Raw genomic sequence first — 14,821 nt, 5'->3', positions numbered from 1 at the left:
TCTTCACTTCTTTCGCAATGTCATTTTAATATTTTGTTGAATAGACTCGGTAGAAATCACTTCAAATTGTGGCGCATTAGCTAAATCAATGACATTATCAGTTTGATAAAATTGATTTTTTCCAATACCGCCTATTATTTTCGGGGCATAATAAATAATAAGATGGTCTAAATAATTAGATTGGAGAAATTCTGAAGTTATATGAGGCCCAGCTTCTACTAATAATCTGCCAACACCTCTTTGATATATATCAGATAAAATAGATTTTAAATTACATGTTTCTAAATATATTATTTTTATATGATGACTTGGACTTTTTAGTTCATGATTTTCAGTATAAATCCAAATTTCACTTAATTGATCGTGAAATATCTGTTTTGAATAATCAATTTGACCTCGCTTAGATAGTATGATTCTTATTGGATGTTTACCATCTTGAATACGTGTTGTATATTGTGGATTATCCGCTTCAAGCGTTCCATTACCAGTTAATACGGCATCATGAGTATGTCTTAAACGATATACATCTTGTTTTACAGCTTTATTCGTAATCCATTGACTTTGTCCACTATCAGTCGCTTGTTTCCCATCTAACGAAGTCGAGACTTTTACTGTAATTTCAGGGATTTTATGTTGTTTTGCTTTGAAGAAATCTTCATACAAAGCAAAAGCTTCTTCTGAATATTGATATTCAACTTCAATACCTGCCTTTTCAAGAATGATATCTCCCTCAGAAGATAACGTCGTATCTTTTACAGCATAAATCACTTTACTAAGCCCATGTTCAATAATTTTATTCACACAAGGTGGTGTTGACCCATAATGTGTACAGGGTTCAAGAGAAATATAAATGGTGCCGCCTTTTGCTTTATCTTGTGCCATATCTAAAGCCTGAACTTCCGCATGTTTCTCTCCTTGCTTTAAATGTGCACCTAGTCCCACAATACGCCCATCCTTCACAACAACTGAGCCAACAGGAGGATTAACTCCAGTTTGTCCCTTCACCATTTGTGCTAATTGAATTGCATATTTCATAAATTCACTCAATTTATCACCTCTAAAAAAACCCCATACCTGTTTCACAGGCATAGGGCATGTATATACTTAAATAAGCGTACTACAATTTTTATATTGTGCATGCTTATACATCATTCAGTAATGATGTGATTGATTCTTTCTCCCATCCAGACTTTTACTGTCGGCTCTAGAGTCTCACTAGATCAGCCACTTAATAAATTAAGATTAAGTGGGTCGCAGGCTTAATTACTGCCGGTTGGGAATTACACCCTGCCCCGAAAGAATACGTATGAAATTGTGATTAAATTTGAGTCATCGTAGTTTAGTACTACATATATCATCTTACATTTATTTTTGGAAAATTACAAATAAAGAATTTCAATTTGATTTTTAAATTTAACTCTTAAAGAGATATTTATTCATTATTGTGTAAAGCATTATACTGTATGATCAAATTCTTTTCGAATTTCATATAAATAATCCACTGCACTTACCGCTTGATTAACAATCATTTTTACTCCATTCCGCAATTTATTTACTCCATTAGTGATTTGTCCAATAGCAATCATATTATTTAAAGTACCATATCTTGGACTAATCACCTGATTTGTTTCTGGGATAATTTGTATTCCACCCATAGGATGGGCTTGAACAATTTGTCGATTTTGAAGATTTAAGATAAATTGATCATCTTCATCTAAATCTTTTAAATGTGTTTTAGAACCTGTTGCATTAATAATAATATGATGTGGATACCATTGTTCATCATTTTTAAATTTTAAATTAAATAGTCCATTTTTATGTACCACATTTTCTAAATCCTTTCTAATCACTAATGAACCATCTTTTATTAATTGCTTGATGAGTTTTGCAGTTCTTGGAGGCATAGGGTTTGAGTTAAGTTGAATAATTTTAGTGAAACGTTTATCGAATTCAATTTGATCTTGACGACTAAAACTATTCCAAATCCAATTTAAATTTTCTTTGACATTCTCTATTAATGTTTGGAATATACCTATCTCATCTGGATGTTCTAAATCATAATTTAAATCTTTAATCGTATCTCCTGTTCGGCGGTGAACCAATTTCTGTAAATCAATACCATTTAAATCACACTCTTCTTTAAATAAATCGAATGCTTTCTCTAATGGCACATTTCCAAAGTACTTATCTTTAATATCATTAAATTTAGATTTTGTTAAACATTGAAACTCAATTTTTTTCATGTTTCCTCTTACGCTAGGCAATTGAGCAGAACGACTCGTCATTGTGATAGGTAGTTTAGGATGATGAAACGCTACATAACGCACTACATCTAAACTAGCTAATCCTGTTCCAATAATAGCAATATCATCAGATTCTTGTACATCATCTAAAGTATTATATGTAGGGTAAGGAGTTTGAATATAACCTTTTATACCTTTTAAATGATAAGGATCGTGATATGATAAAGTACCTATAGTTAAAAATATGTAATCATATACTTGACAATGCTTCATATCTTTAGACGTACAGACATAATATTTCAATGTGGTTTCATCTATATTTGAATTAATGAAGACTTCTTGTACTGGTTGTTTAATGACTGTAAGGTTATCATATAATGTCTCATAATTTGATAAGTATGATTTCATATAATGGCCAAAAACAAATCTTGGTAAATACTTTGGATTTTTAAACGTAAAATCAGATTGTGTTTGATACCATTTCCAAAACTCTTCATCATCATCTAAATTTAAACTCATCTTTTTAGTGGGTAAGTTAATTAATAATTGACTACTATCATTTTGAAAAGGAACACCCTGTCCCATATTAAATTCATTATCGTAGACATCGACTTTTAATTGCTTAAAGTCTTTATGTTTAACGAGTTGTCTAAGTACACTTACACCTGCTGTACCCATGCCTATAATTGCTACTCGCATATTTAACATCATCCTTTTATATATTTGTATTATGTTGAATATTATCATATTATACCAATACGATTCTCGACTTCAAAATGTTTCACTATTAACACGATGATCCATTTCAAAACATAAATAATCATGTGTAACTATGTTAAAATTTAGATATTGAGGTGACTAAACAATGAAATTTTTATTAAAAACATTAATTGTTTTTATCATTGGATTTACTTGGGCTTCAAGAAAAAACAAAGCTGAATAAATAAAAAAACCAACATCATCTAATTAAAGATAATGTTGGTTTTTATTTTGATTATTGATGTTTTTGATCATCTTTATAAACATATAGCTTGAAGTATTTACCTTCTGTTTTCATTTCTTTATAGAAATCAGCAATAATTTCCGCATTACTTTCAGCCCATTTAATATCAGTCGCATATTGATGTTCACCAGGATTCATAGGATTCCATCTCATGCTATATAATGTATTTTGATCATCGTGAGATAGGAAGTGTTTATGAATAAAGTCTGCGCCACCTTTAATTGCTTTCTCTGGTGTATCCCAACCATGTTTTTTCGCATATTCAGCACCTGTTTTGATTGGATCTTCATCTAAAGCTCCAACGCCATAAAAATTATAATATTTTTTACCATCAATATTTACACCATTCGCAAGTTCACTTTTTACTGAACCTGTTTCTAATAATGCATGAGAAATTAAATAGACTTCATTAACATGTTTTTCTTTTGCAGCATTTACAAAAGCATCAGTATGTTTCAATAATGTAGGTCGATCGAACAACATACGTTTGATACGATTTTTATCAATCCCTTGATATTTAGATAAATCTAAAAATTGATATTTTTGTTTATCATCATCGATAAATTTACTACTATCCATTGCACCTTTAATTTCACTTGCTGATGCATCTCTCCATGCATTATTGTTTTTATTCGATACTTGTTGACTTGTATAGTTATCTATTTGTTTTGCAGCAGCTTTATCAAGCGTGACGTTCACATGTTGAACTTTCTCTACTTCATTTACTTTTTTGAAAAATATCTGATCAGAAATCATTGAGAAAAAAATGAAGCCAGCTGCTACTAAAATAATAAGTAACCCTATTAGGCCTATAATAGAACCTTTTCTGTGCTTTGTCATATTCACACCTCTTAGGTTAATGTTGTAATTTCATTTATAGAAAAGTCATCTATGATAATAAATTCTAACATTTTTAATTCTCATAAACAATTTTATAATTATAATGTTACATATTCATAAAATAAAAGTAACAAAATTGAAATTTAATAAAAAATAAAAAGTAATGAAATACTCAACATTTCATTACTCAATGATTTTTATCTATTAAATAAATATAGTTATTTGTAGTAAGGTTAACATATTTAATTATTCGTTATTTCTTTTATAATCCATCATAATAAAACTGACAGCTTGCGATCTATTCTTATAATAATATTGATTTAAATCAATTGTCCCTTCAATATCACCATCACGATACATCATTTCATTTGTAAAATTATTTATCATTACAAATTCAGAACGATCTCTAATGACGTCTAAATCATCATGTCTTGCAAAAAAGTGCTCAAGATTTAAATGTGCGTAATCCAACTTCATACCTCCTATATTTTATTGTACAAATGTCGAATATTAATCTTACAAACTTGTTAAAGCCATATATCATCCAATCCAACGATTCTATGTTTACTATTTAACACCTATTTATTAAATTAAGCAAATGAAAATTCACGATACCTCATGTAGAATTTATACATCCGGAAATATTGTTTATGTACATAACTAAGGAGAAAGAATAACTATTTTAGATTTTAGTTCATTACACATAAAATATCATAAAATGATTCATCATTTGTTAAGACAATACCGTATCACTTATAATTATGATGAATTTTATCAATTATTATTAATAAAATTGTGGGAAATCTCCAAAATTTATAACCCATCTTCCTCTGTATCTTTATCCTCTTTTATTTATCAGCGATTAAAGTTTTATCTTATTGATCTTTTTAGAAAGGAGCAATTGAAGATTGACTGCTTAGATATTGCAGCGTTAAATCCTTCTTTAACTTATACATTGAAAGATGAATCTTTTTTTAATGATTTCAAATATATTTTAAATTCAAATGAATATCAATGGCTGATATATTATCTTCGTGGATACAAACAATATGAAATCGCTAAAAAGATGAATGTCTCAGACACTACAATTAAAAAATATAAATCTTCTGCCCGTATCAAACTTCAGCAATATTATTTAGAAGGTGATTGGCATGTTACCTCATAATACTTTCGATTTGTTATACATTCAAACTTTAGAAGGTTCCACAATTCAGACTAAATGTTGTTTTAAAACATATGATATGATTCTACCCTTTCATATTAAAAAGATTGTCATATACTATCTAGAACAATTTAATAAATCATATACACAACAACTTAAATTAGCTAAACGCTTATTATCTATCAATAAACTAGTTCCTATTTACATTTCTAAAGACGTCATTTTATTTCCAATCAAACATCAACGCGCACCCATACAAATATATTTTAATGCTCAACGTATTATTGGATTAACGTCTTCTCAAAATAAAACCATTATTACCTTTGATAATTCAGCTCAATGCGTAGTGGATGAGCCTTACATTTTAGTTTATAAAAAATGGCAAGAAAGTATTCTATTAGCCTATTTAATTAATAAGACGACTTCTTTTCATTAAATTTATATTCAAGTAATCTTTTAGTAAACAAAGCAGTCACAAATCTTATGAGATACAAACTGACAATCAAACTAATAATGGCAAAAACTAAGATTAATACAAGATAGATTAGACTTAATTCTGCTTTAGGATTTATAAACTGATTGACTACTGCTAAACTTGCGATAAATCCAGCTAAAAACCATCCTAGCAATAGAATGTATGTGAGAACAAATAATATAATTAATAAGAAAAAATATCCATTTGAAAAATGTTTATTTCGAAAAATATAAACCTGTAAAAATTGATTAGCAAAACGAGTAGGTTTCATAAATTTCTGTTCTGCATTATTAAATGAAGCATTATTTTGTTCAAAAGTATGTTCTAATAATTGCTTTTCTTTTCTATTTAAAAACCACAATTGTTTTCTTACTTTTTCTCTAAAAGCAGTTTCTTCCATAACTTAATTCCTTTCTATTTAATTATATTTATAAATTTTAACTGAACACCGATTTTAAAACAAACTCAATAAAAAAGAAAGATACAACTCAAGATACTTTATTACTCTTTCTCTTTGATATTCATATAACACTAAAACCGAGTCTAAGACATGTTTGTAGTCTTAGACTCGGTTGATCATAATTAGATATAGTGATTTTATAATATTGATAATCCAGAACTTTTAATATCTTTTGCAAATCCTTGAACTGTATCCACTGGCAATTCATTAATATCGCGTCCAAGATTATTGTTAACTTTCTTGACAACATCTGCTGGACAAGTGATAATATCGGCGCCAATTTCATTAGCTTGGATAACATTGAACACTTCACGGCAACTTGCCCATAATAATTTAACACCATTTTTACTATGTGCGACTTTTACAGATTCTTTCATTAAAGGAAGTGGATCTACACCCGTATCAGCAATACGTCCCGCAAAGACAGAGATATATGTAGGTACACCTTCAGTCACTGCTTCTGTAATAGCTTTAACTTGTTCAATTGTATAAACAGCAGTTACATTTAAACGAACATGATCAGCTGATAACTTTTTAATTAATTCGATTGTAGACTCACCTTTTGAGTTCACAATTGGAATTTTAACAAACACATTGTCTCCATATTGCTTTAAAATTTCTGCTTCTTTCTCCATTGTGTCTAAATCATCTGAGAATACTTCAAATGATATAGAAGCATCAGGAATTTCACGTACTGCTTCTTCTGCAAAAGCTTTATAATCTGTTACACCTGCTTTTGCCATTAAGCTAGGATTTGTTGTAAAACCATCTACTTCTTTATTTTTGTATGCAGCTTTCATTTGTTCGATATCTGCACCATCAGCAAATACGTCTACATTTAATTGAGTCATAAAATCTTCCCTTCTCATTTATATTACGAATATAGCTTGCTTTATGAAAAGACACCATATGTATGATTATTTTTTTATGTACAGGATGTTTTACTATTTCGTTATGTTATTTATATCATGCTTTTTTTGTGTATGCGAATGTTTTGCTTTTAATTTTCTGAAAATTAAAACCATATGATAAAGGTACTATTAAAAATGAAATTAAATATGGTAATATTATTTAATGGTATAAATCGGAGGTATATTATGTCTAAATCAAAAAAATATTTTTATATATCAGTTATTCTTTTAATTATTAGCTTTTATTTTAATACATTTAATCCTTTATTAAGCATTCAATTTAAATCAATAAAAAATTTATTAATTGCATGTAGTATTGTAAATGTTGTCATCCTTATGGCTTCAATTATATTTTCTGATAAAGCAATTAAACATTTAAATTATAAAAATAAAGATTGGATTAAGACCGCTTCTAACATATTACCTTATCTCATATTGGTAGTAATTTTGTTCCATATTTTTGCTTCTATTACAACGTTTGGCATTTTTTCATAATCAAATACGCATAAAATAATATATAAAGGTGAGTATGTTATGCAATATATAACCGTGTTTATAGGTGGTATGTTGGGCGCTTTATTAAGATTTTTGTTTTCCTTTATGAATCAAAGTAACACCTTTCCAATTGGCACATTGATAGCTAACCTGTCAGGTGCTTTTCTTATGGGTTATCTATCTGTAGTAATGATTAAATTATTTAAAGATCATCCTAAAATTAAAAAAGGTATTACAACTGGTTTTTTAGGCGCTTTAACAACATTTTCAACATTTCAATTTGAGTTAGTCACATTACTTTACAGCCATCATATTATCTTAGCTTTGGTTTATGCATTTATAAGTTATTGCTTTGGTGTTATCTTGTGCTGGATAGGTATGACATTAGGAGGTCTTACATCTTGATACAAGCTCTTTTAATTATGATTGGCGGTGGTTTAGGCGCTGTCGTTAGAGCATGGCTAACTGATGTCACTAAATCCAAATGGTCTACTTCAATACCTATTGCTACTTTAATCGTCAACTGGATTGGAAGTTTTCTCATTGGTTTAACAACTGGCCTCTCTATTCACTTAAACTGGATACATATGTTTTTTATTACTGGATTTTTAGGAGGTTTAACGACATTTTCAACCATGTCTTATGAGCTTGCGCAATGTCTAACACCGTCTTTTAAACTTTTTAAATTTATGATGTATTCTCTATTGCAATTTGTTATAGGATTTATTGCTTGTTGGATTGGTTTTATAATATAACAAAAGAGTGAACTGTGTAGTAAATTAACCTACAAGTTCACTCTTTTTTAATTAAATTTATTGACCTTCAAATGTATCTGGATCAGGTCCTATACGTTGATCTTTATTTAAATCATCAATTCGTTTCATTTGCTCTGCTGATAATTCAAAATCAAATACATCTATATTTTCTTCAATTCTGCTTGATGTAACTGATTTGGGAATAACGACGACGTTATGTTGCATATTCCATTTAATAATAACTTGTGCTGCTGATTTATTAACTTCTTTACCAATTTCATTTAACGTTTCATCGTTTAAAATTTGAGCATTCATAAATGGTGACCAAGATTCCATATAAATATTTTGAGCTTCTAAATATTTTCTAAGTTTTTCTTGAGTAAAGTATGGATGAAATTCTACTTGGTTAATGACTGGTTTAATTGACACTTGTGCTAATAATGCTTCAAAATGATCTGGATTAAAATTACTAACTCCAATGTTTTTAACTTTATTATCTTTATATAAATCTTCCATACCTTTCCATGTATCAATCATTATGGCTTCATTTGTCCCTGGCCAATGTACTAAGTATAAATCTAAATAATCTAACCCAAGTTTTTGGATACTAGTTTCGTAGGCTTGAGCCACATTTTTACGTCCGAAATCTTCGAAAAATAATTTTGATGTTACGAAAATATCTTCTCTATTTAAACCTGTTGATTCTAATCCTTCTTTGATACCTTGGCCTACTTGTTCTTCATTTCCATATACTTTAGCAGTATCTATGCTACGATACCCAGATTCAATAGCATGTTTAACTGCTTCTTTACAAGTATCGTCATTTTCTACTCGAAATGTTCCAAGTCCTAACATTGGCATTTGATTTCCATTATAGAATTCAATATAGTCCATCTTACTTCCTCCTTTAAAAATAACTATTCTGTATATACCCTAAAAGTATATTTATGAACATCGCTTATAATAAAAAAGTACCATCAAAATTTAAAATTTTGATGGTAGCCTCTCTTAGTTAAATGATTCAATTTTATCCATAATATTTTGTAATTCATCGACATTATATTGAATACGTCCATGGAATACAAATTTGTTAAAGAATTCGTCAAGTTGTTCAGGACCAACTAAAACCTTAACACTTGAACTTTGTGCATAGTTTGAAATCGTTACGTCTTTATCATGTTTAGGATTAAAATATAAAATTGATGTTGGCGTATATTTAAGTCCTAATTCTGTTTGTAAATCTGTAGCCAACTTCTCAATTGCAGAAAGTTGATCAGAATAATTAATAAATGATAGTTTCGAATGATTATCTTCATGTTGATCAAGAACTAACGTTTGAGGCGCTTGTGTATTTAAATCAAGTGTATCAAATACTTGCTTCAGCATTGGTAATTCTTGAAATTGTGCGCCACTAATTCCATTATAAACATGACCTTTTAATAATTGTGAATCAATGATATATAAACCAGTTCTAGTAAGCACAAGATGGCTAATACGTTGAATATTATTAAACTCATTACTTGGTAAAAAAATATTAGCCATTATATGCATATCTTCACGTCTAATACGTTTTTCTTTAACTAAACGGTCTCTAATACCAATGAGTCTCATATCAGTCACGTATTCACTTTTATTTTTAGAAAATAATTTCAAAGCATCAATTTCACGTTCTTTTCCATTAACTGTAGCTTCAAATTCTTCTTTTTGTTTCGTTACTTGTTTTTTATTTTCAATACGTTCTTTTTCAAGTGCTTCCTCATGTGAAGATTTGAGTTGTTGCTCCTTGAGATTGTACTCTTCATTCGCTTTGTGTTTCATATTATTTTTACTTTTCAAAGCAACTAAAAATAGAATAAAACATATAATCGCTATGATTATCGCTGCAATTAAACCAATCTCAACCGGTCCAAATGAATTCATTAGATAACGCTCCTTTTAAACTGTCAATATCTATCTATTATAATAGAAATAGACGATAATTTCGAGGTTTAACCTAATTAACTGCTATATATCCTATGTTATTTTTGAACGGCATCTTTTAGGACATTCACTTTATCTAATTTTTCCCATGGTAACAATACATCAGTACGACCAAAATGTCCGTATGCAGCTGTTTGTTTGTAAATAGGATGTTTTAAGTCAAGCATTTTAATGATACCTGCTGGTCTTAAATCAAAATGTTTTCTTACCGCTTCAACTAATTGTCCTTCAGAAACTTTACCTGTTTTAAATGTATCAATAGCAATAGATACAGGTTCTGCTACACCAATTGCATAAGCTAATTGCACTTCACATTGCTCAGCTAATCCAGCTGCTACAATATTTTTTGCAACATATCTCGCTGCATATGCCGCAGAGCGATCTACTTTTGTAGGATCTTTACCACTGAAACAGCCACCTCCATGACGAGCATAACCACCATATGTATCTACAATAATTTTTCTTCCAGTTAAACCAGCATCTCCTTGAGGACCCCCAATAACAAATCGACCAGTTGGATTAATAAAGAATTTAGTTTCATCATCAATTAAACCTTCAGGCACAGTCGGATAAATGACATGCTCTTTAATATCTTTTTGGATTTGTTCTAATTCAATGTCTTCAGCATGTTGAGAAGATACCACAATCGTGTCAATACGTTTAGGTTTATCATTTTCATCGTATTCTACTGTTACTTGAACTTTACCATCTGGACGTAAATAACCTAAGGTACCGTCTTTACGCACATCTGATAAGCGTTTCGCTAGTTGATGTGATAAAAAGATTGGAAGCGGCATATATGTTTCGGTTTCATTTGTTGCATAACCAAACATTAATCCTTGGTCTCCGGCACCTGTTGCTTCAATTTCTTCTTCAGATATATCATTGCGATACTCAAGTGCTTTATCTACACCTTGGGCAATATCAGGTGATTGTTCATCAATAGCTGTTAAAACAGCCATTGTTTGATAATCGTAACCATATTTAGCTCTTGTATAACCAATATTTTTGATTGTTTCTCGTACTACTTTAGGAATATCTACATATGTAGACGTTGAAATTTCACCAGAAATTAAAGCCATACCTGTTGTTACTGTTGTTTCACAAGCGACACGTGCATTAGGATCATCTTTTAAAATTTCATCTAAAATCGCATCAGATACTTGATCGGCGATTTTATCTGGATGCCCTTCTGTCACTGACTCTGATGTAAATAAACGTTTATTATAAGTCATGATTTGCTCCTTTTTTTAACTATATTTACGAAAATTCTCTTTTGACAATGAGCTTAAAATAAAAGAGCCTTCTCAACTACCTAGATAGAGAGAAGGCTCTTAAACGTCCATTCGCTCTTATCGTTCAGACAAATATTGCGTCTGCAAACGGTTTGGCACCTTTCTTTTAAAAAAAGAGGTTGCTGGGTTTCATTGGGTCCATGTCCCTCCACCACTCAGGATAAGAGAATCCGTTAAGACCTATACTACATAAATACTTTAAAATTGTCAATTTTGATTTTTAAATGTTCTTTTATTTACAATGGAATAATTAAATTATTATGTTATACTTTTTAATGTAAGGGCTTACACATATAAATGGATAGATATTTGGAGGGATGTTGTATGTCAATAGATACATACAGTGAAACACCTAAAATCAAACACTTATTAGAGAAGGAAACGACTTTATTTCAACTTTCTACTACTCAGCTTTATTACAAGATTTTAAATAATAATGAAGGTGAACTTACTGAACTTGGCGCAATTAATATGAGTACAGGTAAATATACTGGTCGTTCACCAAAAGATAAATTTATCGTTAACGAACCTTCATATCGAGACAATATTGATTGGGGAGACATTAATCAACCTATAGATGAAGACGTGTTTTTAAAATTATACAACAAAGTATTAGATTATTTAGATCAAAAAGATGAATTATACGTTTTTAACGGTTATGCCGGAAGTGATAAAGACTCACAATTAAAATTAAAAATTATCAATGAGCTTGCATGGCATAATTTATTTGCACAAAACATGTTTATCCGACCTGAATCTATTGAGGAAGCAAGTCATATTAAGCCAAATTTCACTATCGTTTCTGCCCCTCATTTTAAAGCCAATCCAGATGTTGACGGTACTCATTCTGAAACATTTATTATTGTTTCATTTAAATATAAAGTGATTTTAATTGGTGGTACTGAATACGCTGGAGAAATGAAAAAAGGTATCTTTTCAGTGATGAACTACTTATTACCTATGCAAGATATTATGAGTATGCATTGTTCTGCCAATGTTGGAGAAAAAGGTGATGTTGCTCTATTCTTTGGATTATCTGGTACAGGAAAAACAACATTATCAGCGACGCCAACTCGCAAATTAATTGGCGATGATGAACATGGCTGGAATAAAAATGGTATTTTTAACATTGAAGGTGGTTGCTATGCAAAAGCTATCCACTTATCTAAAGAAAAAGAACCTCAAATTTATAATGCCATTCAATATGGTACTATTCTTGAAAATACAATTGTTAATGAACGTGGCCATGTTGATTTTGATGATAATACGAACACAGAAAACACACGTGCTGCTTATCCAATTCATCATATCGATAATATCGTATTACCTTCTAAAGCTGCACACCCTAATACAATTATCTTCTTAACTGCAGATGCATTTGGTGTACTTCCACCTATTTCTAAATTATCTAAATCTCAGGCAATGTATCATTTCTTAAGTGGTTTTACGTCAAAATTAGCTGGCACAGAACGTGGCGTGACAGAACCTGAACCATCATTTTCAACATGCTTTGGCGCTCCATTTTTACCTTTGCATCCTACTAAATATGCGAATTTACTTGGTAAGTTAATTGATGACCATGATGTTGATGTATATCTAGTAAATACAGGATGGACTGGTGGAAAATATGGTGTTGGACGTCGTATCAGCTTATATTATACACGTTATATGGTAGATCAAGCTATTTCTGGCAAGCTAAAACAAGCTACATTTACTAAAGATGAAATATTTGGTTTAAGTATACCAACTGAAATGGAAGATGTGCCTAAGACTATTTTAAATCCAATCCATGCTTGGAATGATCCTGAGGCTTATCGTCATCAAGCTAATGACTTAAAACAACGTTTTGAAGAAAACTTCAAAACATTTGGAGATGAAGTAAAAGATATTGCTAAAGATGGTGGATTTAGTCATTAATAATATATCTAAACAAAAGACTTACATGATAACTGTTATAGTCATCTTTGTAAGTCTTGTTCTATATTATTCATCCATTGATGTATATAATCTAAAACTTCTTTCAATGCTTTCGGTCTTGGGACATGGCCTTCGTCAAGTTGATAAAATGTATCATGTTTGACCCCTTTACGTTCTAGTTGTTCTTGAAGAAAATACGCTTGATGTATACCCACTTGCCAATCTTTACCACCATGTACAATTAAAATAGGTGGACTGTTTTGATTCAACGTACGTATCGCATTTCTTTGTTCATATGCCTCTTTATCTTTTTTCGGATGACCTACCATACGTCTTAGCATTCCCCTTAAATCCACACGTTCTTCATACATTAAATGAACATCTGAAACGCCACCCCAAATAATATAACTATCAACTGGATCATCCTGAAATGATAATAAACCTTGAATTCCACCTCTTGAAAATCCAATCATATGGACGAAAGCTTGGGGATACTTATTTTTTAATAATCGAATAAGTACTGTTACATCATGTAAATCAGCATTACAAAATTCATCTTTTCCTTCACTACCATTACTTCCTCTATAATAGGGACCTATAACTAATGTATACGGATCAGAAAATTGCATGAGTCTTGAAGCTCTTACTCTACCAACTTGCCCTTTTCCACCACGTAAATACACTACAATTCGTTTAACATTATGATACGTTGGGATCATCTGTAACGCTTTTACATTTAATTCGTCTACTGTATAAGTTATTTCCTCAAATCGATGAGTGTTGGATTCAACAGGCATTGTTCTAATATTTGTAATACCCAAGATCTTTCACCCTTTCTAAACATTTTAAAATTGCTTCATCTTTAATTAAATAACTTTTTTGGTGCTCAGGAATCTCATTAACTAGATGAAATAATATAGGACCTTCTGTTTCCAAATAATCATGTTTATGTTCAATTGATTTCACTTTAATCACGTACACATCTTTTTTAAAAAGTGACTTATCAAAGGTATGAACTTGATATTGCGCGATATAATATAAGGCTTCTACCTTTCCACCTGTTTCTTCATAAAGTTCTCTAGCAATCGCTTGTTGACTAGTTTCATTAATTTCAACTTTACCTCCAGGGAACTCGATACCTCTTTTAGAGTGTTTAGTGAATAATAATTGATTTTGAAATATCGGAATAGCTAAAACGTGGTTTCCATTCGGTATATCGTTATCAGTTTTATATTGCATCGTGACTCGTCTATCATCTTGATCGATAAACTCCATATCACTCATC

Annotated in this window: 17 protein-coding genes and 2 riboswitches; of the genes, 6 read left to right on the top strand and 11 right to left on the bottom strand. The window is 30.4% G+C overall.

Annotated features, from left to right (window positions below; all coding sequences use genetic code 11):
* Positions 1 to 3: 3 nt before the first annotated feature.
* The 4 genes from ribD to MHI13_RS04965 all read right to left on the bottom strand — a co-directional run bounded on the left by ribD (position 4) and on the right by MHI13_RS04965 (position 4,557).
* Positions 4 to 1,047: a bifunctional diaminohydroxyphosphoribosylaminopyrimidine deaminase/5-amino-6-(5-phosphoribosylamino)uracil reductase RibD gene (gene ribD, locus MHI13_RS04980; protein ID WP_017176360.1), complete on the bottom strand. Its 1,044-nt coding sequence runs from the start codon at positions 1,045 to 1,047 to the stop codon at positions 4 to 6.
* A 121-nt stretch (positions 1,048 to 1,168) separates the two neighbouring features.
* Positions 1,169 to 1,304: riboswitch (FMN riboswitch) on the bottom strand.
* A gap of 150 nt (positions 1,305 to 1,454) precedes the next feature.
* Positions 1,455 to 2,942 (bottom strand): FAD/NAD(P)-binding protein, encoded by a 1,488-nt coding sequence (locus tag MHI13_RS04975; RefSeq protein ID WP_049382125.1) that lies wholly within the window; start codon positions 2,940 to 2,942, stop codon positions 1,455 to 1,457.
* A 295-nt stretch (positions 2,943 to 3,237) separates the two neighbouring features.
* Complete coding sequence (locus tag MHI13_RS04970) at positions 3,238 to 4,086, bottom strand: N-acetylglucosaminidase (protein WP_037541107.1); 849 nt, start codon at positions 4,084 to 4,086, stop codon at positions 3,238 to 3,240.
* Positions 4,087 to 4,332: 246 nt separating this feature from the next.
* On the bottom strand, positions 4,333 to 4,557 hold the full coding sequence (locus MHI13_RS04965) for a hypothetical protein (protein WP_002449634.1): 225 nt from the start codon (positions 4,555 to 4,557) through the stop codon (positions 4,333 to 4,335).
* Positions 4,558 to 4,804: 247 nt separating this feature from the next.
* Here MHI13_RS04965 and MHI13_RS04960 point away from each other — a divergent pair, with 247 nt between their 5' ends.
* Both MHI13_RS04960 and MHI13_RS04955 read left to right on the top strand, forming a co-directional pair.
* Positions 4,805 to 5,251 (top strand): sigma-70 family RNA polymerase sigma factor, encoded by a 447-nt coding sequence (locus MHI13_RS04960; protein ID WP_070653866.1) that lies wholly within the window; start codon positions 4,805 to 4,807, stop codon positions 5,249 to 5,251.
* A complete protein-coding gene (locus tag MHI13_RS04955; protein ID WP_017176364.1) occupies positions 5,238 to 5,684 on the top strand; it encodes a competence protein ComK in 447 nt (148 codons plus the stop codon). The genes MHI13_RS04960 and MHI13_RS04955 overlap by 14 nt, the downstream gene beginning before the upstream one ends.
* On the opposite strand, the gene MHI13_RS04950 is transcribed toward MHI13_RS04955, so the two are convergent.
* Both MHI13_RS04950 and MHI13_RS04945 read right to left on the bottom strand, forming a co-directional pair.
* Positions 5,659 to 6,123, bottom strand: coding sequence for a membrane protein (locus tag MHI13_RS04950; RefSeq protein ID WP_019835280.1), 465 nt, complete (start codon positions 6,121 to 6,123; stop codon positions 5,659 to 5,661). The two genes, MHI13_RS04955 and MHI13_RS04950, sit on opposite strands and share 26 nt — an antisense overlap.
* Positions 6,124 to 6,320: 197 nt before the next feature.
* A complete protein-coding gene (locus MHI13_RS04945) occupies positions 6,321 to 7,034 on the bottom strand; it encodes a transaldolase (RefSeq protein ID WP_017176366.1) in 714 nt (237 codons plus the stop codon).
* 246 nt (positions 7,035 to 7,280) lie between these two features.
* Here MHI13_RS04945 and MHI13_RS04940 point away from each other — a divergent pair, with 246 nt between their 5' ends.
* The 3 genes from MHI13_RS04940 to MHI13_RS04930 are packed head-to-tail and all read left to right on the top strand — an operon-like array spanning position 7,281 to position 8,344.
* Positions 7,281 to 7,589, top strand: a complete 309-nt coding sequence (locus MHI13_RS04940; protein ID WP_017176367.1) for a hypothetical protein — start codon at positions 7,281 to 7,283, stop codon at positions 7,587 to 7,589.
* 39 nt (positions 7,590 to 7,628) lie between these two features.
* Entirely contained in the window at positions 7,629 to 7,994 is a 366-nt protein-coding gene (crcB, locus tag MHI13_RS04935) for a fluoride efflux transporter CrcB (RefSeq protein WP_017176368.1), read from the top strand.
* Positions 7,991 to 8,344: a fluoride efflux transporter FluC gene (locus tag MHI13_RS04930; protein ID WP_017176369.1), complete on the top strand. Its 354-nt coding sequence runs from the start codon at positions 7,991 to 7,993 to the stop codon at positions 8,342 to 8,344. Before crcB ends, MHI13_RS04930 begins: the two co-directional genes overlap by 4 nt.
* 57 nt (positions 8,345 to 8,401) lie before the next feature.
* Here MHI13_RS04930 and MHI13_RS04925 read toward each other — a convergent pair whose 3' ends face one another.
* The 3 genes from MHI13_RS04925 to metK form a co-directional block, all read right to left on the bottom strand.
* Positions 8,402 to 9,238 (bottom strand): aldo/keto reductase, encoded by an 837-nt coding sequence (locus MHI13_RS04925; RefSeq protein ID WP_017176370.1) that lies wholly within the window; start codon positions 9,236 to 9,238, stop codon positions 8,402 to 8,404.
* A gap of 114 nt (positions 9,239 to 9,352) precedes the next feature.
* Positions 9,353 to 10,264 (bottom strand): NERD domain-containing protein, encoded by a 912-nt coding sequence (locus tag MHI13_RS04920; protein WP_049415173.1) that lies wholly within the window; start codon positions 10,262 to 10,264, stop codon positions 9,353 to 9,355.
* 98 nt (positions 10,265 to 10,362) lie between these two features.
* Positions 10,363 to 11,559 (bottom strand): methionine adenosyltransferase, encoded by a 1,197-nt coding sequence (metK, locus tag MHI13_RS04915; RefSeq protein ID WP_017176372.1) that lies wholly within the window; start codon positions 11,557 to 11,559, stop codon positions 10,363 to 10,365.
* A 114-nt stretch (positions 11,560 to 11,673) separates the two neighbouring features.
* Positions 11,674 to 11,786: riboswitch (SAM riboswitch) on the bottom strand.
* Between the two features lie 157 nt (positions 11,787 to 11,943).
* Between metK and pckA the strand changes: the two genes are divergently transcribed.
* Positions 11,944 to 13,536, top strand: a complete 1,593-nt coding sequence (gene pckA, locus MHI13_RS04910) for a phosphoenolpyruvate carboxykinase (ATP) (RefSeq protein WP_145423152.1) — start codon at positions 11,944 to 11,946, stop codon at positions 13,534 to 13,536.
* A 41-nt stretch (positions 13,537 to 13,577) separates the two neighbouring features.
* Here the strand turns inward: pckA and MHI13_RS04905 are convergent, their stop codons facing one another.
* The gene (locus MHI13_RS04905; protein ID WP_019835281.1) at positions 13,578 to 14,357 is read right to left on the bottom strand and encodes an alpha/beta hydrolase family protein; all 780 of its coding nucleotides are present in this window, start codon (positions 14,355 to 14,357) and stop codon (positions 13,578 to 13,580) included.
* On the bottom strand, positions 14,338 to 14,811 hold the full coding sequence (ytkD, locus tag MHI13_RS04900; RefSeq protein WP_017176375.1) for an RNA deprotection pyrophosphohydrolase: 474 nt from the start codon (positions 14,809 to 14,811) through the stop codon (positions 14,338 to 14,340). The genes MHI13_RS04905 and ytkD overlap by 20 nt, the downstream gene beginning before the upstream one ends.
* Positions 14,812 to 14,821: the final 10 nt, after the last annotated feature.

The sequence above is a fragment of the Staphylococcus sp. FSL K6-0223 genome (genome assembly GCF_038008285.1).
The sequence above is the reverse complement of the archived record's forward strand: the minus strand, read 5'-3'. Positions and strand labels throughout refer to the sequence as shown.